Source organism: Parashewanella curva (genome assembly GCF_003675895.1).
Lineage (GTDB): Bacteria > Pseudomonadota > Gammaproteobacteria > Enterobacterales > Shewanellaceae > Parashewanella > Parashewanella curva.
Genome location: NZ_ML014795.1, coordinates 1 through 23,734, shown reverse-complemented (window position 1 = coordinate 23,734; position 23,734 = coordinate 1). Strand labels below are relative to the sequence as shown.

21 protein-coding genes are annotated in these 23,734 nt (G+C 41.1%); 19 read left to right on the top strand and 2 right to left on the bottom strand.

Annotated elements, in window-relative coordinates:
- Positions 1-227: 227 nt before the first annotated feature.
- From D5018_RS22270 to D5018_RS14165, 9 genes are all read left to right on the top strand, one after another.
- Positions 228-716 carry a prepilin-type N-terminal cleavage/methylation domain-containing protein gene (locus D5018_RS22270; protein WP_121839663.1) on the top strand — a complete coding sequence of 163 codons (489 nt, stop codon included), beginning with the start codon at positions 228-230 and terminating at the stop codon, positions 714-716.
- A gap of 239 nt (positions 717-955) precedes the next feature.
- Positions 956-1,480, top strand: a complete 525-nt coding sequence (locus D5018_RS14200; RefSeq protein ID WP_121839662.1) for a prepilin-type N-terminal cleavage/methylation domain-containing protein — start codon at positions 956-958, stop codon at positions 1,478-1,480.
- Positions 1,481-1,526: 46 nt separating this feature from the next.
- Positions 1,527-2,078 carry a type II secretion system protein gene (locus tag D5018_RS22265; protein ID WP_121839661.1) on the top strand — a complete coding sequence of 184 codons (552 nt, stop codon included), beginning with the start codon at positions 1,527-1,529 and terminating at the stop codon, positions 2,076-2,078.
- Between the two features lie 18 nt (positions 2,079-2,096).
- Entirely contained in the window at positions 2,097-2,594 is a 498-nt protein-coding gene (locus D5018_RS14190) for a hypothetical protein (protein WP_121839660.1), read from the top strand.
- A 69-nt stretch (positions 2,595-2,663) separates the two neighbouring features.
- Entirely contained in the window at positions 2,664-3,176 is a 513-nt protein-coding gene (locus tag D5018_RS14185; RefSeq protein ID WP_121839659.1) for a type II secretion system protein, read from the top strand.
- A complete protein-coding gene (locus D5018_RS14180; protein ID WP_121839658.1) occupies positions 3,166-3,666 on the top strand; it encodes a type IV pilus modification PilV family protein in 501 nt (166 codons plus the stop codon). The genes D5018_RS14185 and D5018_RS14180 overlap by 11 nt, the downstream gene beginning before the upstream one ends.
- The gene (locus D5018_RS14175; protein WP_121839657.1) at positions 3,666-4,505 is read left to right on the top strand and encodes a PilW family protein; all 840 of its coding nucleotides are present in this window, start codon (positions 3,666-3,668) and stop codon (positions 4,503-4,505) included. The genes D5018_RS14180 and D5018_RS14175 overlap by 1 nt, the downstream gene beginning before the upstream one ends.
- A complete protein-coding gene (locus D5018_RS14170) occupies positions 4,495-4,920 on the top strand; it encodes an MSHA biogenesis protein MshP (protein ID WP_121839656.1) in 426 nt (141 codons plus the stop codon). Before D5018_RS14175 ends, D5018_RS14170 begins: the two co-directional genes overlap by 11 nt.
- Before the next feature lie 3 nt (positions 4,921-4,923).
- Complete coding sequence (locus D5018_RS14165; RefSeq protein WP_121839655.1) at positions 4,924-8,040, top strand: DUF6701 domain-containing protein; 3,117 nt, start codon at positions 4,924-4,926, stop codon at positions 8,038-8,040.
- A 51-nt stretch (positions 8,041-8,091) separates the two neighbouring features.
- Here the strand turns inward: D5018_RS14165 and D5018_RS14160 are convergent, their stop codons facing one another.
- Positions 8,092-8,619 carry a hypothetical protein gene (locus tag D5018_RS14160; RefSeq protein WP_121839654.1) on the bottom strand — a complete coding sequence of 176 codons (528 nt, stop codon included), beginning with the start codon at positions 8,617-8,619 and terminating at the stop codon, positions 8,092-8,094.
- 352 nt (positions 8,620-8,971) lie between these two features.
- Between D5018_RS14160 and D5018_RS14155 the strand changes: the two genes are divergently transcribed.
- The 9 genes from D5018_RS14155 (at position 8,972) to D5018_RS14115 (ending at position 22,367) form a co-directional block, all read left to right on the top strand.
- The gene (locus D5018_RS14155; protein WP_121839653.1) at positions 8,972-10,024 is read left to right on the top strand and encodes a rod shape-determining protein; all 1,053 of its coding nucleotides are present in this window, start codon (positions 8,972-8,974) and stop codon (positions 10,022-10,024) included.
- 73 nt (positions 10,025-10,097) lie between these two features.
- Complete coding sequence (mreC, locus tag D5018_RS14150; protein ID WP_121839652.1) at positions 10,098-10,949, top strand: rod shape-determining protein MreC; 852 nt, start codon at positions 10,098-10,100, stop codon at positions 10,947-10,949.
- Positions 10,946-11,434, top strand: coding sequence for a rod shape-determining protein MreD (gene mreD / locus D5018_RS14145; protein WP_121839651.1), 489 nt, complete (start codon positions 10,946-10,948; stop codon positions 11,432-11,434). Before mreC ends, mreD begins: the two co-directional genes overlap by 4 nt.
- Positions 11,435-11,439: 5 nt before the next feature.
- Positions 11,440-12,021, top strand: a complete 582-nt coding sequence (locus D5018_RS14140) for a Maf family protein (protein WP_121839650.1) — start codon at positions 11,440-11,442, stop codon at positions 12,019-12,021.
- 71 nt (positions 12,022-12,092) lie between these two features.
- Entirely contained in the window at positions 12,093-13,592 is a 1,500-nt protein-coding gene (rng, locus tag D5018_RS14135; RefSeq protein ID WP_121839649.1) for a ribonuclease G, read from the top strand.
- A complete protein-coding gene (locus D5018_RS14130; RefSeq protein ID WP_165905073.1) occupies positions 13,592-17,716 on the top strand; it encodes a YhdP family protein in 4,125 nt (1,374 codons plus the stop codon). Before rng ends, D5018_RS14130 begins: the two co-directional genes overlap by 1 nt.
- A 1-nt stretch (position 17,717) precedes the next feature.
- Positions 17,718-18,548, top strand: coding sequence for a carbon-nitrogen hydrolase family protein (locus D5018_RS14125; RefSeq protein WP_121839647.1), 831 nt, complete (start codon positions 17,718-17,720; stop codon positions 18,546-18,548).
- A gap of 29 nt (positions 18,549-18,577) precedes the next feature.
- Entirely contained in the window at positions 18,578-20,020 is a 1,443-nt protein-coding gene (gene tldD / locus D5018_RS14120; protein WP_121839646.1) for a metalloprotease TldD, read from the top strand.
- A gap of 133 nt (positions 20,021-20,153) precedes the next feature.
- On the top strand, positions 20,154-22,367 hold the full coding sequence (locus D5018_RS14115) for a hypothetical protein (RefSeq protein ID WP_121839645.1): 2,214 nt from the start codon (positions 20,154-20,156) through the stop codon (positions 22,365-22,367).
- An 81-nt stretch (positions 22,368-22,448) separates the two neighbouring features.
- Here the strand turns inward: D5018_RS14115 and yjgA are convergent, their stop codons facing one another.
- Positions 22,449-22,976, bottom strand: coding sequence for a ribosome biogenesis factor YjgA (yjgA, locus tag D5018_RS14110; RefSeq protein WP_121839644.1), 528 nt, complete (start codon positions 22,974-22,976; stop codon positions 22,449-22,451).
- A 153-nt stretch (positions 22,977-23,129) separates the two neighbouring features.
- Here yjgA and D5018_RS14105 point away from each other — a divergent pair, with 153 nt between their 5' ends.
- The gene (locus D5018_RS14105; RefSeq protein ID WP_121839643.1) at positions 23,130-23,591 is read left to right on the top strand and encodes a hypothetical protein; all 462 of its coding nucleotides are present in this window, start codon (positions 23,130-23,132) and stop codon (positions 23,589-23,591) included.
- Positions 23,592-23,734 lie beyond the last annotated feature (143 nt).

The following is a 23,734-nucleotide window of genomic DNA, read 5'->3' as shown; positions in this document are numbered from 1 at the left end:
TTATTTTCCAAGAATAAAGTTGTTTAGAAACCTTATATCATAAACGTGATAAATTAAATGACGCTATAATGATGCTAGTATCCAGCCCCTTTTTTTCACAAAAACATATTCCGTATTTTCTCAAATCATCCATCTTTCCAATCTTCCCTAAAAACGCTACATTAGCCTTCTAACGATATCTATACATAAATTCATATCATGGATGATTCTCAATCGAGGTCATTGTTATGAAACAACATCAAGGTTTTACCTTAATCGAATTAGTTATTGTCATTATTATTTTGGGAATATTGGCAGTAACGGCAGCCCCTAAATTTATCAACTTTCAAGATGATGCTCACAAGTCAGCTATCGAAGGTCTCGCTGGAGCCATCAAAAGTGCAAATGCTTTGATTTACTCCAAGGCCGCATTATCTGGTGATAATAAAAAACTGGCTGCAACGGTAGATGGTACTACTGTTATATACGGATATATGGCGGCAACCAAAGCCGCACTAGAGTCTGGTATGCAAATAAAGCTTGATGCTAAAGCGGCTGCTGGTGATCCACAAACAACGACAGGCGATTGGATTATTGATAGCACAGCAGGCGGCGCTGTGCTTTATGCTCACGGTGCGCCTAATAATTGCCATATTACCTATACAGAGGCTACTGGAGCTGGTGATCCGCTAGTCATTACGCCTGCAACAGTTGTTGTAACAAGTACTGGTTGTTGATTTAAATCTCCAATTGCACAAAGCCTTTCATCGGTATCATTCTAATATTGAAAAAATTCGTCATACCTGCGAAAGCAGGTATCCAGTTTGCCTAACTGTACGGAACACTCCCTAGGTTACGAAACCGATTTTCTCTTCTCTACTATCTTCCCTATAACCCTAAAAAACGCTAAATTAACTTCCTCTCTTTATCTAAGAAAAATTCATATCACGGATGATTCTCAATCGAGGTCATTGTTATGAAACAACATCAAGGTTTTACCTTAATCGAATTAGTTATTGTCATTATCATTCTTGGAATATTGGCGGTGACGGCAGCCCCTAAGTTTATTAATTTTCAAGGTGATGCACGAGTATCGGCGCTGAAAGGTGTTGAGGGTACTTTAAAAAGTGCAAATTCGATGATCTACTCAAAAGCTTTGTTAGCAGGGCGAGAAAATTTAGCTTCAAGCGTCTCACCAGCCCCCTCTATCGATATCGGTACGGGCACCAATGCAGTAACGAATTTTGGTTATCTTCAAGCTACTCTTGCTGAACTCGAAAATGGTACAGACTTAAAGTTTAATGTCGGCACCAGTGCGACAGATCCCACCTTAGCATCTGGCGGAGATAATAATGCTGATTGGACTATTTTTGAAGGCTCTGGCGTTGTGACGATATGGCAGCGTGGTGCACCTGCTACTTGCCGCATTACTTATACTCAAGCTGCAAGCACTAGCGTTGCACCTAAATATGGTCCTTTACCTGAAGCTTCTGATTGCTAGCTGTTACTTAGCATGCCCCTCTTTTAATTTAATTGTTTACGAGAAAATGATTACTTCTACTCTTGAAACACCAACTCGACGAGCTGATTTGGGCTTTACCCTCGTTGAGTTGGTGATTGTCATCATCGTTCTCGGTATTTTAGCCGTTGTCGCCGCGCCTAAATTCATCAATTATAAAGGGGATGCTAGGGTGGCGGCATTAAAAGAAATGGAATCCACCCTAAAAACCGCCAATGCGTTGATTTACTCCAAAGCACTGCTGCAAGGCAAAGCCAAAATTGATGCCATGTACAAACCTGCAGTAGATATTGGCACTGGAAAACCCTTAGATACCAATTATGGTTACATGCAGGCTAGGATCGATGAAATCGAAAATGCTACGGGTATTCAGTTTGCTAAAGCCGTAAACGCTCGTAGTCATGACCTAGTTGCGGGAACGGATCAAGGACAAGATTGGATAATGCTGAGTGATAACACTGGCAGAGTCGAGATTTGGCAGCGGGGTGATCCCGAAAAATGCTATATATCATATACCGAAGCGAGAGGAACATTGCTGCCCGAATATTCTAAACTGCCTAAACCGTCTGATTGTTCTTAACTTTTTAAGGAGAGCGATATGATCCAATCCAATAGTTTAGTTTCAATTTTATCGCGTTCAACTGAAAGTGCTGCATGGAAAGTCGGTGTCGGTTTGGGTGTGGGTGCCATTGCTGGAGGAATACCATTAGCTGCGGGGGGAGCATCTTTCGCTGCGGGACTTCATCTTTGGAGTTGCACTTTAAAATGGTGGAATCAAGGCGTTTCAAATGAAAAAAAAGTGCATCGAAATATTGATAACTTCGAGTTCGTTGCAGGTGTGTTTTTTACCAGTTCACAATGCTGTAATCCTATGTTTGCTTCTTTGACTGTTGCCTCTTTGACTGTTGCTGGCGGTTATACTGTTAAATCTGTCGTAACAGCTGCAATCACAGAAGAGTACAATATTAATTCTACTCGCAATAATGATGAGCATAAGACTTCAGTAAATATGAGCTTTGCAGCGCTACTTTCCGGCTTTTTTGGAGGTGCTTGGGGTCATGCTATGGGGCAAAAAATTACACAGAGTTTGAGTTAATCAGCTGTTATTTTTCAATCAATTCATGCATTATTACTAGGACAGTAAAAGACTACAAAAATAACAATAATGAAGCAGGTTAGCCGCATTCCTAAATTTCATGTCAGTAAAAAAGGATTTACCTTAGTTGAACTGATCGCCACTATGGTATTGATCGGTATTCTTGCTGTCAGTGTGGCGCCTAAATTTTTTGGACCAAGTAGTTATAATGCTTATGCTCTTCGAGCTGAATTAATCAGTTATTTACGAAATATACAATTACGAGCGATGAACAATACGGATAAATGTTTTCGCTTTTCAGCTACCTCTCAGGGGTATCAAACTTTAATTGCTGATAGAAATAGCAATGGTGTTTGTGTTTCCAATTCTTATAGTAATTTTTTCCCTCTAAGTTCATGGCCAAAAGACGTCGAAGTAACATCTCACCTTTATTTGCCACCAACAACGCTTCTGTTTGATTTTTCAACCAACGGCGGTTTAGTTAGAAGTAATATATATAATGATAAAATTACCATTACAATTCGTGCCGGAGATACCGTAAAAATCGAGATTTTAAAGGCAGGGTATATTCATGGAATCTAAATTTACCTGCAAACATGGTTTTACCCTGATTGAGTTAGTCGTGGGTATGATGGTACTAGGCATTGGATTGGTACTGATGGCCACTATGCTCTACCCGCAAGCCGATCGCGCTGCAGAAAATTTACATCGAATGCGGGCAGCTGAATTAGCACAATCGGTAATGAATGAGATTTGGTCAAAGCGATACGATCCGAAAACGGGGGAAGGAGGTATCCCTAGGTGCACACCGACGGGTAATGATGAATGTACCGTTTCTGGTACCTCTGGAAACAGTCGTAGCGATTTTAATAATCTCAATGATTATGCTGGCTTAGATCAGGATGACACAATGCTAGGCTCTAGTAAAAAGTATGCAGATTTGTATCCAAACTTTAAGTTAAATGTTTCTATCAGTTCAAATAATCCCGCAGTTTCTAAAATTATTACGATCACAGTTACTACACCGCTTAATGAAGCCATTCGATTCACAGCGATAAGGAGTAACTATTGATGATACGCTCCTATAACAAAGCGGTGGGCTTTACCTTAATTGAACTGGTTACTGTGATCATCATTCTTGGGATTGTTCTGGTTGGCGTGAGCAGCTTTATCACCTTTGGTACTCGTATTTTTGTGGATTCAACTAGTGTTGAGCAAGTGTTAGGAGAAAGTCGTTTTGCCATCCAACGGATGACACGAGAATTACGAACCGCTTTACCTAATAGTGTCCGCGTAAATACTGACAACAGTAGTTATCAATGCATCGAGTTTGTGCCTACAGTTACCTCCACTAGCTATATTCAAATTCCTTTTGAATCTTCGAGCAATACAGCAACAATATTTCGTGATGCACCCAATACCAAGATTTTTGGGTTTGATATACAGAGGGCTTATGTTTACCCAATAAATGCAGATGAAGTCTATATAACTAATACTCAGAACTCTATTGCTGCGAGTGTTTCTTGGGTCACAGGTACCAATAATTCACCAACCCTATCATTGACGTTTAATTCGCCAACTCGTTTTAAATACTCATCGCCGCAAAAGCGAATGTATTTAACCACTAATCCGGTCACATACTGCGTATCCGGTACTCCATTATCTATTCAGCGATACAGTGATTACGGGTTTATTATTGCTCTTCCTACACCCCAAAATCGAAGTGTTCGCAGCGTAAGTGTTGTTGCTCAAAGTATTATTAATGATATTAGTGATGCTTCAGATAGGCCGTTCAACCTATTGCCTTCAACCTTAAGGCACAGCGGCATTATTCAAATGAATTTACGATTTCAAGTATTAGGGCAGAGTATGTCGTATCAACATCAAGTGCAGGTGCCGAATGTTCCATAAAAATAACAGCTTGGTGAATCGATCAAAGCAGCGAGGCAGTATGCTGGTACTCGGTATTTTTATTCTTACAATTATGTTTTTGTTAGCGGCTACCTTAATAAACGTTTCACAAAATGAAGATCAAGCGATTACTATCGAGGTGCAGGGGGCTAGAGCATTATTTGCTGCAAATAGTGCGTTAGATGCAGGATTAGCACAGTTATTTCCAACTGATGGTAGTTTGCGGAATTGTACAAATGTAAGCACATCATGGAGTAATAACGATATCGCCCTGCAAGCTTGTCCGGTAACACTAACCTGTCAAAGTTACACTGTCGCCAATGTCGGCACTCAATTTAGATTAACGGCCAAAGCGATCTGTGGGAACGATACTCCAAACCGAGTCAGCCGAACGGTTGAAGTAATGGCGAGATAATTAATGAAAAGAACAAAGCTTTCTCAATTCTATTCCGTCGTCTTATTGTTATTTGTTGGATTATGTTCGTGGCAAAGTTGTGCTATGGATGTTGAATCATTTCTTAAGTTTGGAAAAACAGAGTCAAGAAAGGGGCAGTTTGGTGCTTTTCAAGAAATCAATGTGACTTTTGATACTCCTTTTGCTGTTGGTACTGTTCCGCTTATTTTTATCACTCCAACGTTTAATAATGCTAATAATGTAACCTCCGATAACTCTTCTTCAATTTTTATTACTCGAGTCAGTAATACTGGTTTTTCATGGATTCAGCGAGACCCACCTAGCAGCTTTACATTTAATTCTTCAAAAATAATGAGAGATGTCCACTGGCTTGCGATAACTGAAGGTGAGCACTCGTTCGCAAACGGTCTAAAACTTTTTGCGGGTAAATCTACTAAAAGTAGTGCAACAAATTTGTCAGCGGGTTCTTGGACAAGAATTATTAATGATCCTGCAATAGGCTATGACGCATTTTTAACTCAAACACAAACGGACAATAATGCTAACGGTTGTTGGGTGACGAGTGTGAGTCGGCGAATACCATCTAACTTTGCAGGCTTAGTCGATGGTGAAATTAATCTTGAAACGTCAGAAGTGTATGATGATGCGGGGGCTCGGTATTGTTTTAGACGAAATAGAGGTACGTATCCTCAACCTGAAACAGTGGGCTACCTTGCTTTAACTAAAGGGCATGGCAGTATTGATTATAATTCGACCAAAACATTAAAATATCAATTTGGCGAAGGGAAAAATGCGGCTAATAGCGGCTTTTACAATTTAAATGCTCAATGTCGGCACTCAACAGCGTTACAAGGGTTTACCGATACGCCGTTTTTAGTTGCAAAAAAAATATCAAGGTTTGGTAATGATGGTGGCTGGCTGCGTCGGTGTGATTTGTCTTCTTCACAGGTAAGTATTGCAGTTGATGAAGATACATACCGAGATTCTGAACGAAGCCATACTGTTGAAGATTTTAGTTTTGTAGCATTAGAGTTAGTCGATAAAACGGTTACACCCACACAAGTACATCACTTTGAGTTAGGGTATAGCGACAATCAATTTACTTGTAAGCGTGAACCTATCACCCTGAAAGCCTGTGCAGATCAAAGCTGTACACAGTTGGTTGATGGTGAAGTATTAGCCCGTTTAGCACCTAACTTAAGTGCAAATTTTGGTGGTTGGTTTTCAGGAGAAAACAGAATAAGTGAAATTCGCTTTAGTAATGGGCAGGTTCCGGTAGAATTTGAATATTTCGGAACTCAGCCCATCACATTGAATGTTGCGGATTCCACTCCAACTGCTCAATTTCCAACACTGTGTAAAAAAGGAAGTGACGCTCCTTCTGTGGCTGCTTGTACAATTCAATTTTCTAGTAGTGGTTTTATTTTTAACATCAGCCCTGAATATTCAAATAAGCCGCAGCGATTTCAGATTGAGGCCAAACGACAAAATGGTTCTGGTCGATGCACTCCAATGTTTCGAAATAGAACGAGACAAGTGTGGCTATCTACACAAGATATTGATCCCAACCCTCGCAACTCAAATATAGCTGTTCAAGCTAAAACCACGACCAGTGATACTTATCAAAATATATCAAGTAATGCGAACCAGCCGACTCAGTTTTCCCTTTATTTCAATAATCAAGGTATTGCTTCTTTGGATTTGAATTATGCCGAAGCCGGTAAAATGCAGTTGGATATTCGTTTTTGGAACACCAACAATATTAATCGTCCGCCAAGTTTATCAGGCAGTAGCCAATTTGTGCGATCTCCAGTTGGTTTTTGCTTTAAGCCATCAGAGTCTAAAGGTGAATATGGTGGAGGTTTTGATGCCAATAGTGCATTTAAAAAGGCGGGAGAAGAGTTTGGTTTAATGATCACTGCTAAGGCTTGGCAAAGCGATAGTGACAGTGATTTTTGCAATAATTTAACGACGCGAAACTATCAGCAGCAAGGTGTTCAATTAACTCATCAGTTGGTTGCTCCAGCGGGGGGGGCAAAGGGCACCCTCAAGGTTCCAAACTTTAATTATCAGCAGTCAAGTGATGGCAATACTGTGAACCAAGCTGTCTCTGAGGTTGGTGTGTTTAATTTTACTGTATCGGCTCCCAACTACATGAATAGCGATAAATCAGTCGCTACCGCGACCAGCCCAAATATTGGTCGCTTTGTTCCTGCCAGTTTTAATTTTGTGAATCTTGTTACACCAGCCGTGTTACCACAATGCGGTAATAGTCTTTATATGGATCAGCCGTTTGATCTTAACTACCAAATAACGGCGGTGAACACTTCAGGTGCTCGTACACAAAATTATACTGGTGAGTTTGCCAAAGGTGATATGCGTTTGATTGCTCTTAAAAACAGTCAAGATTTGAGTGCTAGATTAAATGCCAAGGTATCCACCACTGAACTTATCATTTCAGCTGCAAATATGAGGTGGTCAAACGGTCAAGCTACCATTGATACCAACCCTATATTTGAGCGATCAGTATCACCAGATGGGCCTTACTTAGGTTATGATATCGGTATTGCGCTTGATGATAAGGATAACGGAATTGCGGGAATTAATGGGGCAGATATGATCCCTGCAAATTGCCAAGATCAAAGTTGTAGAGGTTTGAAACTTTCAACTAAGCCCGTTGATTTATATTATGCCAGAGTCTTTGCTGAAAACGGCTATGGAATAGAGTCTTCTGATATTCGCTCCTCAGTAAAAATTCAAACGTGGGATTCAACATTGGACAATTGGCTTGATAATAAGACTGATAGTTGTACGACGTTAGCTACTCCAAATTTGATAAATCCTCAATATGTTCCTTCTATTGGGGCGGGACAAAGTATCACTCGAGAGTTTGGTAATAATGGTCGATTTGACGATGGGCAATTGCCATTGTTTTGGAAACCCAGCTCTGTTCCATACTATCGAGGAAAAGTAGCATCAGAGCTGACAGTCCCTTCATATTTGAAATGGCGTTGGCCTTGGGCTAATCCTGTTGGTAGTGATGCAAACCCAATATCGAACGCCTATTTCGGCCGCTTCAGAGGCCATGATCGCGTGATTTACTGGCGTGAAGTGCAATAAATTATCTAACGAGAGAGCTTATATTCGCTCTCTCATTTCTCGGCTATAACCTTATTTCTGAAAGTTCAACACATCCTGCAATGTTAAACTGTCATCTTGTAACATGGGTAAAAAACCGACTCCAGAAACGTCTGTATTGGCATGAACCTTAAACCAATAATTACTATCAGATTTCGTATCTTCTACATAAGAAAGTAATATGCGTCCTAGCTCATTTGATTTAAAAACAGTCATTCCTTTAACATCAAAATTATCTTGTGTCGGAGGGCAGTTTTTACGTTCTTCTATCGTAATGTTTTGTTTTGGGTTTGGAATTATTGCCGCTAGGTAAGCAGGCAGATCTTTGGTATTTTTATTGAATACAAAATAGGTGTTATCGCCTGCTTTTGCATTGGTGATATCAATTTCTTGCATTGAAGAAATGAGGAAAGGATGTTCTACACTACCATCGGCATTACCATCATCCACAACTGAAGGAATGGTTTTACATTGGGTAGGTTCGGCTGCCCATAAGTGAGAACAAGTTAAGCCAGATAAAGCTAATAGGCTTACATGCATGAACTTTGAAAATAACTTCATTATTCGCTCCGTATTTTCTTTGCTGTCGACTGTGAGTTTATCGGATAAACACTGAATTTAAGCTAAATGTGACGCTTTTTTGAGAGGTGATTTTTTAACGGCTTAAAAAAGTAAATACACACTTTGCAAATCACAACTAAAATAAATCACATTCGTTGCATAACTTGCGGGATCAGCACTTGTGGAATTGGCAGTGCATTGATAAAGTTAACGGAATTTTTATTATTTCTTTGATTAATTGGTTTCTCGGTTCAAACACCTTGAAATGAGAAGCTTGCTTAGGGCGTATTTATCTTTTTCTTCGCATTTAAAGATAAATACGTCTTAGATTTATTGATGACAGGCAGGACCCATGTTCAAAAAACTGCGCGGCGTTTTTTCTAATGATCTTTCCATTGATTTGGGAACAGCAAACACTCTTATTTATGTCAGGGAGCAAGGCATAGTACTTAATGAACCTTCCGTAGTTGCAATCCGTGGTGAACGAAGTGGTTCAGGGCAAAAGTCTGTTGCCGCGGTGGGGACTGAAGCAAAGCAAATGCTAGGTAGAACTCCTGGTAATATTCAAGCCATTCGTCCAATGAAAGATGGTGTGATTGCCGACTTTTATGTTACCGAAAAAATGCTTCAGCATTTCATTAAGCAAGTACATAACAACAACGGTTTTTTCCGACCTAGTCCACGGGTATTGGTTTGTGTTCCTGTTGGTGCTACTCAGGTTGAGCGTCGTGCGATTCGTGAATCGGCAATGGGCGCAGGTGCACGAGAAGTGTATTTGATTGAAGAACCAATGGCGGCAGCAATTGGTGCAGGGCTTCCTGTATCAGAAGCAACAGGTTCTATGGTCGTTGATATTGGTGGTGGTACCACAGAAGTTGCGATTATTTCTTTAAATGGTGTTGTGTATTCGTCATCGGTTCGCATTGGTGGTGATAAGTTCGATGATGCCATCATTAACTATGTACGTCGTAATTACGGTAGCTTAATTGGTGAAGCAACAGCAGAACGTATTAAACATACGATTGGTACGGCTTACCCTGGTGATGAAGTTCTTGAAATTGAAGTTCGAGGACGTAACCTAGCCGAGGGTGTACCAAGAAGCTTCACCCTAAACAGCAACGAAATCCTTGAAGCCTTACAAGAGCCATTAAGTGGTATTGTGAGTGCTGTCATGGTTGCACTTGAGCAGTCTCCACCAGAATTAGCGTCAGATATTTCTGAGCGTGGTATGGTATTGACTGGCGGTGGCGGTTTGCTGCGTGATTTAGACAGACTTCTTATGCAAGAAACAGGGATTCCTGTCGTTGTGGCTGAAGATCCTCTAACCTGTGTTGCTCGTGGTGGTGGTAAAGCTCTAGAGATGATTGACATGCACGGTGGCGATCTTTTCTCTGAAGACAGCTAAGTTACTCGTGATACTTGAAGATGCATCTTCAGGTATCACGATTATATAGGGCGTTTGCTATACGCTTGGATTTATGAAGCCAATTTTTGTACGTGGAATTTCCCCTCAAACACGACTGCTAGTAGCAGTCGTGTTGTCGATCATATTGATAGTGGCCAACCCTTATTTAGTTCCATTTCGAGCGGCACTATCAGGCCTATTAACGCCTTTTCAATATTTAGCCAGTTTACCTAATTTGGTGTTGAATTATTCGGTTGAAGCTTTAGCTACTCGTGAGATGTTGCAAAAACAGAATCAACAATTGTTGGATCAACAGCTTTTAATGAGTGAACGTTTGCAACGTTTTGAACACTTGCGCCAAGAAAACCAACGGCTTAGAACTCTGCTGAAATCGCCTGTGAGGATGAATACTCGCATGAAGGTGGCTGAAGTTATCGAGGTGGCTAATGATCCTGCGCATGAATATGTGGTGTTGAACCAAGGTCAAGACGATGGCGTCTTTGTCGGGCAACCTGTGATAGATGGTCAAGGCGTGGTTGGACAAGTGGTACAGGCGAGTCCATACACCAGTCGAGTGCTGTTACTGTCTGACAGTACCCATGCGATCCCTGTTCGAGTCACTCGTAATGATGTACGAATGGTGGTCAATGGCACTGGTGAATTGGATCAACTTGAGTTGAAATTTGTTGCTAAAAGTACCGATGTTAGAGTCGGTGATCTGTTGGTCACATCTGGGCTTGGACACCGTTTCCCTGAGGGCTATCCGGTTGCACGTGTAGTGAGCGTTAATAAAGATGATGGCCAAAAGTACGCACAGGTGACAGCGGAACCATTGGCTGCACTTGATAGAATACGATATGTATTATTGATCTGGCCAAACGATGATAAAAGCACTCAAGTGGACAGTAAAGAGGTAACGCCATGAGTTATCAATCAGCTTCAGGAAGACTGGTGGCATGGGTAACCTTTATGGTGGCATTAGTGTTACAAATTATGCCTTTGCCAGCTGAGTTGGAAGCATGGCGACCAGATTGGGTTTTAATTACGCTAATTTGCTGGACTATGCGCCTTCCGCTTCGATATAGCATTTTCACCGGATTCATTTTGGGTGTGGTATTAGACGTGTTATTAGGAGCAACCATTGGTATACGGGCTTTGGGCTTTTCCATCTGTATTTATCTTGTGCTCATGTACCAGCAACGTCTTATGAATTTCCCCCGTTGGCAGCAGTCTTTGGTGGTGTTTGCCATCGTTGCTCTTTATCAATTATTGGTGTACTGGCTTGAGTTTATTTTAGGAGTTAGAACCTTTTCTGTAGACTTGTTTTATCCGGCCATTAGCAGTTTTGTGATCTGGCGTTGGGCTTATTGGGTGATCCGCAGTATTGCTCACAAGTATCGAGTAACTTAAGGTTTATGAAAAGACTAGTATTAGCGTCTACTTCTCCTAGACGAAAAGAGCTGTTGAATTTGATTTTACAGCTTTGGCCGCAGCAAATTTTTGAGTGTGTGTCTCCAGATATTGATGAAACTCAATGTGAGAATGAAACGCCTAAGCAATTGGTAGAGCGGTTAGCCATTGAAAAAGCCAAAGCAGGATTGTCATTAGTCGATGATGAAAATACCGTGGTGATTGGCTCAGATACGATTGTAGTCATTGAAGATAAAGTGCTGGGTAAGCCTAAAGACGCAACGGATGCCAAAGCGATATTATCTCGTTTGTCTGGTGCTTGCCATCAAGTAATGACGGCGGTAGCTTTGGTAACGGCACAAGAGGTTTTGGCTTGCTGTGTAACAACACAGGTTCAATTTACCGAACTCTCTGATACTGATATTGAGGCTTATGTTGCCTCTGGGGAACCAATGGACAAAGCGGGTGCTTATGGTATTCAAGGCATTGGTGGCACTTTTGTTGAGCAAATCAGTGGTAGTCACTCCGCTGTGATCGGTTTGCCTATGGCTGAAACCCAAGCATTACTAAAACAAATATTAAAATAGCAAAACTCATTTGCAGGATGCCGTAGTAACTTTACAGGGAAAGGGAATCGCGCCAAATAGAGACCAATACAATGAATTCAGAAGAAAAATCAAAAGCAAAGGTAAATAAAAATTCGGAGCTTTTGATCAATGTTACTCCTAGTGAAGCAAGAGTGGCCCTAGTTGAAGATGGCTCATTGCGAGAGGTGCATATTGAGCGCCGAACAAAAAGGGGGTTAGTAGGCAATATTTATAAAGGCAAAATCAGTCGAGTTTTGCCGGGTATGCAAGCCGCTTTTGTGGATATTGGTTTAGACAAAGCGGCTTTTTTACATGCCTCAGATATTGTGCCTCATACTGAATGCGTTGCTGAAGTCGAAAAAGGAAACTTTGTCGTTCGTGATATTGCTGAGCTGGTAAAGCAAGGGCAATTTATCATGGTGCAAGTGGTGAAAGATCCACTGGGTACTAAAGGTGCTCGTTTAACGACAGATATCACGCTTCCTTCCCGTTATCTGGTATTTATGCCCGGCGCCAGTCATGTTGGTGTTTCTCAACGTATTGAGTTTTCTGAGCGAGATCGCTTAAAAGCCATTGCCGAGCCTTTTGTTGATGAAGATGGTGGCTTTATTATTCGCACCGCTGCAGAAGGAGTCGGCGAAGAAGAACTCAAGCAAGATGCCGCTTTTTTAAGACGAGTGTGGCAAAAAGTGATTGAACGTCGCCGCCGTAAAGGGGCGTGTTTGTTGTATCAAGACCTACCTCTACAAGTCCGGATTGTGCGCGACTTTGCAGGCGCCAATTTAGAAAAAGTGCGAGTAGATGCTCAGCGCATTTACAAAGAGTTAGTTCAGTTTGCTGACGAGTTTATGCCGCAAATTGCATCTAAGATCGAACACTACGAAGGCTCAGAACCCATTTTTGAGTTGTACGATGTTGAAAACGAATCAAAGCGTGCGTTAGAGCGGAAGGTAGAACTTAAGTCCGGTGGTTATTTGATCATAGATCAAACCGAGGCCATGACTACCATCGATATCAACACAGGTGCTTTTGTTGGTCATCGTAATTTAGAAGAAACGATTTTTAATACTAACCTTGAAGCGACCAAAGCTATTGCTCGTCAGTTGAGACTAAGAAACTTAGGCGGCATCATCATCATTGATTTTATCGATATGATCAATGAAGACCACAAGCAACGTGTACTTAATAGCCTGCAAGCGAACTTAGATAAAGATAAAGTTAAAACCAGTGTTAGCGGCTTTTCAGGGTTAGGTTTAGTGGAAATGACCCGTAAACGAACACGGGAAAGTTTAGAGCATGTGTTATGTGAGCCTTGCGGAGTTTGCCAAGGTAGCGGCAGTATAAAAACTGTTGATACCGTTTCTTATGAAATATTTCGTGAAGTGATTCGTTTAAATAAAACCTACGATGCGGATGAATTTATTTTGTATTGCTCTCCATCTGTGCATCAAAGCTTAACGGGTGATGAAAGTCATTTAGTAGCGGAATTAGAAGTTTATGTGAACAAACGCATTCGCGTAAATGTCGAACCTATGTACCCGCAAAATAAATACGACGTGGTGATGATATAGTGCAATGGACAGCAATCTTTTCTCGTACCTTACAAATCAGCTTGAAAATTCTGGCTGCTTTTTTGGTGCTGTTCGCATTGCTGGTCAGTTTAATAAGAGGGTTATTACCTCAGTTAGATGACGCTCGTAATGAGCTAGTTCGATTTGTTGAAGACACCTATCACGTTCAAGTTTATGTGGGTGGCTTATCGGCTCAGTGGCAGGCTTATGGACCTGCTATCACCGTTGATAATCTGGTGCTGCCTGAACAAGATAAGCTACCAGCAACACTGATTTTACAGCAAGTACAAGTCAAATTGGATTTTTGGCAAACGCTACTTACCCTTTCTCCAAAAATTGAAGACGTGAAGGTTGATGGCGTTCATATCGGTCTAAAGCTCAATAAGATAGAAGCTGAAGAGGGCAAGGTTACTGAAGAGATCATTCAAGATACGGTTCAAGAGTTAAAGCAAAATAATCCACCAGACCAATTAGATTGGCTGTATCAATTGCTGTTTGAACAGTTGCATCGATATTCTCTATCTGATGTCAGTATTGAGTTATTGAGCCATGATCGCCAATTCGAGCCTATACATATTCAAAATTTTCATTGGCTAAACCGTGGTGACCGTCATCGAGGGCAGGGTGAATTAAAGCTAGATGATAATCATGATGCTCTTGAATATCTTGCACTACAGTTTGATTTCAATGGTGACGGCTATCAACCCGAAACCATCAAAGGGCAAGTATATTTAGAAGCCAATGCCTTGGACTTAGGAGAATGGAGTGCTAAGCATCAAAGCACTCAAAACCAATTAGCCGCTCTTCATTTACAAGGGGTGATTAACCTTCAGGGCTGGGTAAAATTTGAAAATAGAAATTGGCAGTCAGGCTTAATTCGTTTCAAACCAAGTTGGCTAAAGTGGAATTTAGATGACGATGTTCAACGCTTTGAAATTAATAAAGGTGAGTTTAGCTGGGTTAACACCGCTAATGGTTTTAGGCTACGCAGCGATCGCTTAGATTTTGTCAGTAATGATAAGCATTGGCATGGTTTTTCATTAGCGGCTGACTATCAAGACCATAAGCTATTGAGCCAAATAACCAGTATCAATTTGGAATGGCTGGAACCTTTACTGCCTTTGATCCCGCAAGTATCCAACCAAATGATCACTCAATGGCATCAACTTAAACCTCAAGGATATATTGATGAGACTCAATTAAGTTATGCTCCAAATACTGGGTTACTGCTATCAAGCCAATTACAGCAAGTCGGTTGGAAGTCTGTTAATAATGGTCTGGGAGCCGCTCCTTTTGATGCTAGGGTAAGCTTGCAAGATGACAAGCTCTTTGTGTCATTGCCTGAACAAGATTATCAACTGGATTTTGGTGAGGAATTTGTAGAAACTTTACATCTCAAAGGTGAACCAATAATCGCGACAATGGCTCTATCTGATAGGCTGTTAACCTTACCTAAGTTCAGGTTTTTTAATTCAGACATTGATATTCAAGGCAAAGCCAGTGTGGATTTATCTCAAAAAGCTGGATTAGCGCTTTCGGCTAACGTTGCCATACATAATGTGGGTCATGCGTTTTTATATTTGCCGCAATTGGCAATGGGTAAGGATTTAACGGATTACCTCACTGGTGCGTTAGTGGCGGGTAACATTCCAAAAGCCAAAGTGGTTTGGCAGGGAAGTTTTAGTGACTTTCCTTTTACCGATCATAGTGGTGTCTTTCAGGCGGGTTTTGAATTGGCGGATGCGACATTTCGTTTTCAACCCGATTGGCCAGATATTGATAAATTATGGTTATCTGCATTATTTGAAAATGATCGCATGGATCTTCGTGTCAACAAAGGTCAATTGATTAAAGTACCGATCGATGGTGCGCACGTATTTATTCCTGTAATGGATGAGCATGCTCATCTGGGTGTTCAAGCTGAGTTGTATCCCAAAGGAGAGGACGCTACTGAGGTTTTACAATCTTCGCCTCTGTCAGATTCCGTAGGGGAAGTGCTGAATATCGTTCAAGTTCAAGGGCAAGTCAAAGGCGTGTTGGATCTTGATATTCCATTGTATGAAGGTAGCCAAGCGCAAATTCGTGGTCAAATCAGTCTTAAAGATAATCCGATTTATATTTCTGAGCCTGGGATTGAATTACAAAAAGTTAAAGGTGATGTTCGGTTTCAAAATGACACCGTTGAAGGCGATGGCCTCACGGCATTGTTATATCAGCAACCGACACGGTTATCATTTGATACTGAACCCAAAGCCGATGAGACTCACTTACATTTAACCTTAGGGAGTCACTGGGATCTCAGTAAACTCCCTGTAGAATTTGAAAACCCGCTGTCCCCCTTTTATTCTGGTGACATGGATCTAAAAGCCAAATTGAAGATGGTATTCAGCGATTCTGGTTACAGTTTGCAAGGAACTGTGGGTTCAAATTTAGTGGGGGTCACCCTAGATTTACCTGAAATGTTAGCTAAAACAACGAAAGAGAAAAAGCCGTTGCAAGCTGAGATTGTAGGGGATAACAAACAACTGTCTATGAGTGTCAAGTTGGCCGACCAAGCTGAGTTTTGGGGGAGTCTAGATCCAATTAATCAAGATAGACTTAAAGCCTACGATATTATCATTGGGCGTTTATTCCAACCAGGAGATGTCCTAAATTCTCAAGGTGGCCAGCTGCGCACTGAATTACAGCAGGCTAATTTAGAAAAATGGTTGCCAGTCATTGATGCTTTTACGCTACCCTCAGAGAAAGCACCGGTTCATTTAGGATTGAGTACTACACCTAAGCCGCATTTTTTTCCAAATCTTGTGTCGATCCAATCGCAAATTGAACGGCTGGATTTTATCGGACAACCGTTTAAATATGTTCAAATGAATGCCGCTCCAGAACAAGGTGAATGGGTATTCCATGCATCGTCAGATAACTTTGCCGGCCAACTAACTTTTCACAAAAACTGGGACGCTGAAGGGATAAGCATTGATGCCAGTAAACTCTACCTCTTTTCAGATCAAGAAACACAAAATCAAACTAAAACTGAGACATCCGAATCAGAGCATGTTCCTTCGATCATAAATAGTGAGAAGAATCTTGAAGTGTTAAAAGGGCTTCCAGTATTAACTATATCGGCCAAGGATTTTCGATTTAAGGGACTTGAGCTAGGTCATTTCGAGTTTCAAGGTAAACCTGAATCACAAGGCTACAAACTGCATCATATTGCTTTAACAACCCCAAAAACGACAGTGATTGGCTCAGGTGATTGGTCTGCACCGACCGAAAATACTTATGGCGCTACGCAACTTAACGTTAATATTGATGCGCAAGAATTCGATGCTATCTCTAAGCAATTAGGAGTTAGCCCTGGGATCAAAGATGCACCGCTAAAAGTAAAATTGACAACTCATTGGCAAGGCGCTCCTTATGATTTTGATTTATCACGTTTAAACGGTGATGTGAATTTTCATCTAGGTAAAGGTCACTTATCGGAAGTCAGTGACAAAGGTGCGCGGATCTTCTCTTTGTTTAGTTTGGATTCATTACTGAGAAAACTGTCGTTCGATTTTTCTGATGTGTTTGGCAAAGGCTTGTACTTCAATTCATTTACAGGAGATTTGCGGATTGATGATGGTGTAGTCAAAACCACCAATACCGAAATGGATGCGGTAGCAGGTACAATGCGAGTACGTGGGTATACCGATCTCACTAAACAAAGTCTCAACTATGATGTTCGCTTTTCTCCTAAGTTAGCGTCAAGTGTACCGACAGTGGTATTACTCAGTACTCCAGGTTGGGCTATAGGTTTGGGGGCGTTTGCGCTGACTAAGGTATTAGAGCCCGTGATTGAAGTGATATCAGAAATTCGTTTTCGTTTAACCGGTACTATGTCTAAACCAAACCTAGAAGAAGTTGAGCGTAAGAGTAAAGAGATTGAAATTCCTGATGCTGTATTACGAAAAGTTAACCCAAGTGCTGTACGAGAAAAAACGCCAAAGGATGGACCGACAAACCCAGCAAAACAATCCGAGGTTCAGCAAGAGTTAAAGCCACAGGAAAAGCCAAAGCCAGCAATACAAAATCAGCCTAAAGCGACAAAACCTGTGACGAATGCTCAAGAGCTAAAAGAGGGGTAAGATGCAGATCAACGTATTGCAATGCCGAAGTGGACGAGACTTCGATGAAAACTTAGCATTTTTACGTGAACAATTTGAAATGCTCCCACAAGTTGAACATGAGCAGCAATTGGTGGTGTTACCTGAGTGTGTACTGTTATTTGGTGGCCATGAGAGTTTGCAAATCCGTGCACTGGGGGAAGGAAATGAAAACCCTTTTACTCAAGCCTTGGCTGAGCTAGCGTCACAATATCAGGTATATTTAGTTGCTGGAACCGTTCCTGAACTTTCTCAAGATGGTCGTTTTTACAGTCGTTGCTATGTGTTTGATCCGCAAGGTCAGGTTATGGGTCAATATGATAAGCTGCACTTGTTTGATGTTGACGTGGCAGATGGTACTAAGCAATACCGTGAAAGTGAAACATTTTGCCCAGGTGAACATGTTGCCGTAGTTGACACGCCTTTAGGTAAAATTGGTTTAGCGATTTGTTATGACTTGCGTTTCCCGGAGCTGTTTCAGGCAATGCGAGAGCAAGGTGCCGAAATTATTGCATTGCCTGCAGCATTTACTAAGGTTACAGGGAAAGCCCATTGGCAAACGCTTTTGCAAGCGAGAGCCATTGAAACCCAAACCTATGTGGTTGCAGCGGCGCAGTGGGGGCAACATCCTACCAGCCGTCGTGAAACATGGGGTCACAGTATGATCGTTAACCCTTGGGGTGAGATTATGGCTGAAAAGCCTTCTGATATTGGCTGGGTGCAGGCGAAGCCAGATTTCGCTAAAATGAACAGAATTCGCAATGAAATGCCTGTGCTCGAGCATAAACGCTTCCAATCAGCAGTTTTGAAATAGACTGTAAAATAGATAGAGAATTAAATTTGATGTTAACCCAAGTGGGAAAAAGTTTACTTGGCGATAAGCTAAGTCTAGATAACCTTTCGAACTATTTAACCCTTATCCATCAGCATAATATTGATTATGCCGATTTGTATTTCCAAGGGAGTCGCCATGAGTCTTGGGTGCTTGAAGATGGCATCATTAAAGAAGGCAGTTTTAATATTGAACGTGGTGTCGGTGTTCGAGCCATTACTGGCGAGAAGACAGGCTTTGCGTATGCCGATGAAATTACTCCAGATGCATTAGAGTCAGCATCTTTGGCTGCGAGAGGAATTGCGGCTTCAGGAAACAGTTACTCTGTGCAAGCGGCCAAAGCCACAACTCAGACAGCTCTATATGATAGCCAAGATCCTATCGAAGCTATGGAGCAATCGCGAAAGATAGATCTACTCAAACAAGCTGATGCCTACATTCGTAGTTTAGATGAACGTATTGCCCAAGTGGTGATCAGTTTATCTGGTGTTTATGAAGAAATATTAGTGACGGCTAGCGATGGTACGCTAAGTGCGGATATCCGTCCTTTGGTTCGGTTCAATTGTAGCGTCTTGATTGAAGAAAACGGCAAGCGTGAACGTGGCGCGGCTGGTGGCGGTGGCCGTCATAGCTATGAAGCTTTCATGGAAACCGATGATGAAGGGTTGCCAGTGAGTTTTAAATTTGCCCGTGAAGCCGTTCGACAAGCACAAGTGAATTTACATGCCATCGATGCTCCTGCCGGTGAAATGACGGTAGTTTTAGGTAATGGATGGCCGGGAGTGTTATTGCACGAAGCCGTAGGCCATGGTCTTGAAGGTGACTTTAACCGTAAAGGCAGTAGTGCGTTTTCTGGTCGTGTTGGTGAACAAGTTGCCTCAAGCTTAGTGACGGTAATTGATGATGGCACAATCGAGCACCGCCGTGGTTCATTAACTGTGGATGATGAAGGTACGCCGACTCAAAAAACGACCTTGATTGAAGGCGGCATTCTGAAAGGCTACATGCAAGACAAACTGAATGCTCGATTAATGGGCGAGGAGTCAACGGGTAATGGCCGACGGGAATCATATGCTCATTTGCCTATGCCGCGAATGACCAACACCTATATGAAGGCGGGTGACAGCGATCCACAAGCGATCATTAAATCCGTTGAGAATGGTATCTACGCTCCTAACTTTGGTGGTGGACAAGTGGATATTACTTCTGGAAAGTTTGTGTTTTCAGCATCCGAAGCTTACCTCATTGAAAAAGGCGAGATCACACAGGCTATTAAAGGCGCTACATTAATTGGTAATGGCCCAGAAGCTATGAGTCAGATTAGCATGGTTGGAAATGATTTAGCCTTAGATCATGGTGTTGGTGTGTGTGGCAAAGACGGTCAAAGTGTCCCTGTTGGTGTTGGTCAACCAACGCTTAAACTTGATCGCCTAACAGTAGGTGGTACTGCTTAATGGCTTTAAGCCCCGCTTTTGGTGGGGCTAACCTTTCCTTTAAATTAATCTTACTTCAGACTTCAATATTTCTCTTTATAAATCACTATCTTTCAGTTAAATCATTCCTCTTAATTCACGACTTAACAACCCTATGTCTATAGACGCATTAAGCGATAATCAAAATTTACAATTCTTCTGCCAACAAAACTTTCCTAAACAAGGGGAGGTCTCTCAAGCTTTAGAGGTTGTTGTCAATTCAAAGATATATCGCTATCAGGTCACCATTGTTGATCTTCAACTTGCTGCAGTATCGCCCTATACTTCTGAAACTGATGAATATAACTTCGTTGCGGCTGAGCCAGATGCCGTACATTCAACAGATGTGTTGACGGGTGAGAGATTGGAAGTCAGTTCACCTGAAATCAGAAGATCGGTAAAAAGCGCTCTAGATAAACTATTAGAGGTTCAGAGATTGTGTAAAGGTGTGAAATATTGGCAGAGTGAGCTAATTAAAACCGAATCTGATAATAGTAGTTTATCGAGCAGTTCATCTGTTGAAGTCATCACGGCCAAAGATATTTTTGATATTGCGGATGATGCAAGTCAAATCCCAGAAAGCAAATCTAAAAGTGCGTTCTCATTTATTAAACGTAAAATTTCCAGAACAAAATCGAATGAAAGGAAGAAAAGTACAGATCATTCAACATCATCCTCACCAGTCAATCTTGCCGATGAAACTGAAAACAGCAGTAGCTTTAATCGTGAACATTCACTAACAGAAAATTTACATCAACTTGAGGTATTGGTTAAGGGCAAGAGCATGGCTAAATGGTTTTCAGAAGCTTATTTAGCCAAATTACATAACCTCCATTGTGAGTTGAGCCTATTAAAAAATGACTTTGAATCAGAGCAAAGTCCATGCGTTGACTTTACGCATTCAGCTCATGCTGGAGCAACTTCAGGCATTTCGCCTTTGGAGCAAATTCAAAAAGCCTTATACCAAGTGTGTAAAATGTTGGTAGATGAATACCGTGCAAAAATTGATGGAAGTGATCCAACATGTGCGGCTTTGGTATTCGCGATTGCTTATTTAAACAAGATGCAAGACTTCGGTAGCAATGCTAGAGAAGTAGAGAGCCAAATAAATTCTTGTATAGAGCAATGTATCACGCAGCAACTCTATTCGATGGATGATATTTTAACCGCTGACGAGCTTAGTGATTTCTTTTACAATTTTATAGGTTTGTTGGAACAAGTTAAGGCGTTGAAAAATCCTGTTTCACTTCATCAGTATTATATTGTTCTTGCTAATAAATTTATTCAATTTGTTGATATTACCGATTCGAGTAATTTTCCTCAATCTCGAAGACAGCAATTGTTTGAGACAATTCCTCAGTTAAAGGAAATATTAGTAATCATAAAACAACAATATGTTGGTTTGTTGAGCGCTGAAGCTCAACAAGTTATCGATAATGTAGGTCGTGGCAATCCTCCTTATGGCTGGATAAAACAAGAGCAACTTGCAGGCAAAAACCTTTTTGCATTACTTGAGCCGTTAGAAAAGCAGAGTGAGGGCGTTGAGGAATATGATTCTCAAGCGAGCCAAGTTGCGGCCCAGAAACTCAAAGAACTCAGTATTTATTTACTGGAGAGATACATCATGCGTGACACGAGTGCTTATCCTGAAAAGCTGCTTGATATGCATATGAAAACAGTATCAACGTTATCGAGAAAAGTTCGCTTGTTTCGTGATCCTAGTGATATGGATAGATTGAATACAACCCTTATTCACTGTGTAGCATTGGCTAAACAGTATAGTGAATTGAAAACATCAGTGGCTCTCGAGAGTTTGGCAAATTATCAGCACTTTCTTAATGAGGTGTCGCTCGTTGAGGGAAGACTGAGCACAAGAGGTTCATCTCGAAGCGGAGCTGCTCAGCAAAATATGGAGAATGTACAAACGTGGGCTGGGGTTGCATCTCGTAGAATTCTTGAACAAGAGAAAAGGGTGTGGAAGAGGATTGAAAGTTCTGAAACTAGTTGGGATGAGGTTGAGCCAGTGTTAGATAGGCTAATTTACTTGTCTTGCTGGGAGCTCAAGAAAGATGAAGCATGTAAGGCGGCGTTAGAGCTGAGTGCAGAAATTGTTTTAGCAGCATCGTCTGAACTCAGAAAAAGTGGTGATGCGGAAGATAAATCTAAGCTTCAGTCAGCGCTAAAACAATGTCAACAAATTTCAAACCGTTTCAAAACGCCGTTTCATACCAAAGCTGATGATAAAATAAGATCAGAAGCTTTATCTAAATTGGAACAAGAAGTCGAAAGCCTGAAGGCTAAGATGAATAATACCGTTCGTACCAATTAACCTCAATACACATTGTTAATTGATGTGAACGGTAACGCGTTGGCAAGCAAAAGTAGTTAACGGCAGTTACTACTTCGCATATCACCAATTTTGACGTAAATAAACGAATAACTCTTTATTGGCTTTGGACTCAGGGTTTTTAGCCAGTTCTTTTTTTGCCTGACGTACAAGTTGCCTTAACTTTTGGCGATCCAGCTGTGGGTGCTCTGAAATCAGCTCATGAATTTTACTGTCGCCTTCGGCTAAAACTTCATCGCGAATACGCTCAAACTTTTGTACTTGAATCGTTTCATTACCCGTAAGTAAATGCAGTTTTTGAAACTTCTGTTTCACTTCATCCAAGTCTGCAGTGCGCATCAGTTTGCCAATATACTGCATTTGACGGCGATAGGCTTCAGTTTTGGGTTTGATGGTTTTTACTTTAACTAAGTTATCAAACAAGAACTCATCAAGCTCCATCATTTGCAACTGCTTTTTAGATAATGCAGCTAATTGCTCACCAAACTTTTGGATTTCAGCACTTTCGTGTTTGAACTCTGTACGGCTGATGTATTCATCATCATGATCAAATGGCTGTTTATTCAGCTGAGCTTCATCGATTACGTTCATATTGGGTGGAATGAGTTTTAAAAATATTGCTTATCATAACATTGCAGGAGTTTACACAAAACAGCTGAGTATCCCTCAGAGTCTCCTTGTTACTCAAAAAATGTTTTGAATTATGAAGAAATCTTAATAACAACTTGGAACCATTTATCTAAAATGCAGGTAAATAGATTATTTGGGTTGTTAGGTATGTTGGACTTGCTGTGTTGTTGTCTTCCCGTGCGCTCTGTTAGCGAAACTGAAAGCACTCATTCTATCGGTAAACAAACGGTTTCTGAGAAAGAGAAAATAGAGCGTCAACGCCTTTTATTCACCCCGCAATATCAACAATTAATCCAGTATGCAGAAGGACATGAAAAGTTATCAAACAAGTTATTAACTTTGTCTGAAGCTGATGTCACTGCGATGGATAGAGCTATTTATCAAAGAGATTGGAATAGTCCTGAACTTAAACGAGCAGACGCAGAGCATATTGTGATTTTACTTTACCTAAAGGGGCAGCTAGCACCCACGCTGTTTATGCATGTTCTGTTGATTGTAAAAAACTTCCAGCAATTTGGATGCAGCAAAATTAAAACTGAATGTAACTATTCAGCCCATCTGACTCAATCTGCTTAAAATAGCAACGGTTGATTCACCATTTTACTTGATCCTCAATGATCATTTGACCGATCTTCCCAGTATGTCATGCTGACCAAATATTTAGTCAATTCGTGATTCATTTTGAAAATTAGTGGCATTGATATTGATGCGACCATTGC

What these genes read in the sequence shown, in the direction of transcription:
- D5018_RS22270 (WP_121839663.1), top strand. Translation starts at nt 228, where the DNA reads ATGAAACAACATCAAGGTTTTACCTTAATCGAATTAGTTATTGTCATT.
- D5018_RS14200 (WP_121839662.1), top strand. Translation starts at nt 956, where the DNA reads ATGAAACAACATCAAGGTTTTACCTTAATCGAATTAGTTATTGTCATT.
- D5018_RS22265 (WP_121839661.1), top strand. Translation starts at nt 1,527, where the DNA reads ATGATTACTTCTACTCTTGAAACACCAACTCGACGAGCTGATTTGGGC.
- D5018_RS14190 (WP_121839660.1), top strand. Translation starts at nt 2,097, where the DNA reads ATGATCCAATCCAATAGTTTAGTTTCAATTTTATCGCGTTCAACTGAA.
- D5018_RS14185 (WP_121839659.1), top strand. Translation starts at nt 2,664, where the DNA reads ATGAAGCAGGTTAGCCGCATTCCTAAATTTCATGTCAGTAAAAAAGGA.
- D5018_RS14180 (WP_121839658.1), top strand. Translation starts at nt 3,166, where the DNA reads ATGGAATCTAAATTTACCTGCAAACATGGTTTTACCCTGATTGAGTTA.
- D5018_RS14175 (WP_121839657.1), top strand. Translation starts at nt 3,666, where the DNA reads ATGATACGCTCCTATAACAAAGCGGTGGGCTTTACCTTAATTGAACTG.
- D5018_RS14170 (WP_121839656.1), top strand. Translation starts at nt 4,495, where the DNA reads ATGTTCCATAAAAATAACAGCTTGGTGAATCGATCAAAGCAGCGAGGC.
- D5018_RS14165 (WP_121839655.1), top strand. Translation starts at nt 4,924, where the DNA reads ATGAAAAGAACAAAGCTTTCTCAATTCTATTCCGTCGTCTTATTGTTA.
- D5018_RS14160 (WP_121839654.1), bottom strand. Translation starts at nt 8,619, where the DNA reads ATGAAGTTATTTTCAAAGTTCATGCATGTAAGCCTATTAGCTTTATCT.
- D5018_RS14155 (WP_121839653.1), top strand. Translation starts at nt 8,972, where the DNA reads ATGTTCAAAAAACTGCGCGGCGTTTTTTCTAATGATCTTTCCATTGAT.
- mreC (WP_121839652.1), top strand. Translation starts at nt 10,098, where the DNA reads ATGAAGCCAATTTTTGTACGTGGAATTTCCCCTCAAACACGACTGCTA.
- mreD (WP_121839651.1), top strand. Translation starts at nt 10,946, where the DNA reads ATGAGTTATCAATCAGCTTCAGGAAGACTGGTGGCATGGGTAACCTTT.
- D5018_RS14140 (WP_121839650.1), top strand. Translation starts at nt 11,440, where the DNA reads ATGAAAAGACTAGTATTAGCGTCTACTTCTCCTAGACGAAAAGAGCTG.
- rng (WP_121839649.1), top strand. Translation starts at nt 12,093, where the DNA reads ATGAATTCAGAAGAAAAATCAAAAGCAAAGGTAAATAAAAATTCGGAG.
- D5018_RS14125 (WP_121839647.1), top strand. Translation starts at nt 17,718, where the DNA reads ATGCAGATCAACGTATTGCAATGCCGAAGTGGACGAGACTTCGATGAA.
- tldD (WP_121839646.1), top strand. Translation starts at nt 18,578, where the DNA reads ATGTTAACCCAAGTGGGAAAAAGTTTACTTGGCGATAAGCTAAGTCTA.
- D5018_RS14115 (WP_121839645.1), top strand. Translation starts at nt 20,154, where the DNA reads ATGTCTATAGACGCATTAAGCGATAATCAAAATTTACAATTCTTCTGC.
- yjgA (WP_121839644.1), bottom strand. Translation starts at nt 22,976, where the DNA reads ATGAACGTAATCGATGAAGCTCAGCTGAATAAACAGCCATTTGATCAT.
- D5018_RS14105 (WP_121839643.1), top strand. Translation starts at nt 23,130, where the DNA reads ATGCAGGTAAATAGATTATTTGGGTTGTTAGGTATGTTGGACTTGCTG.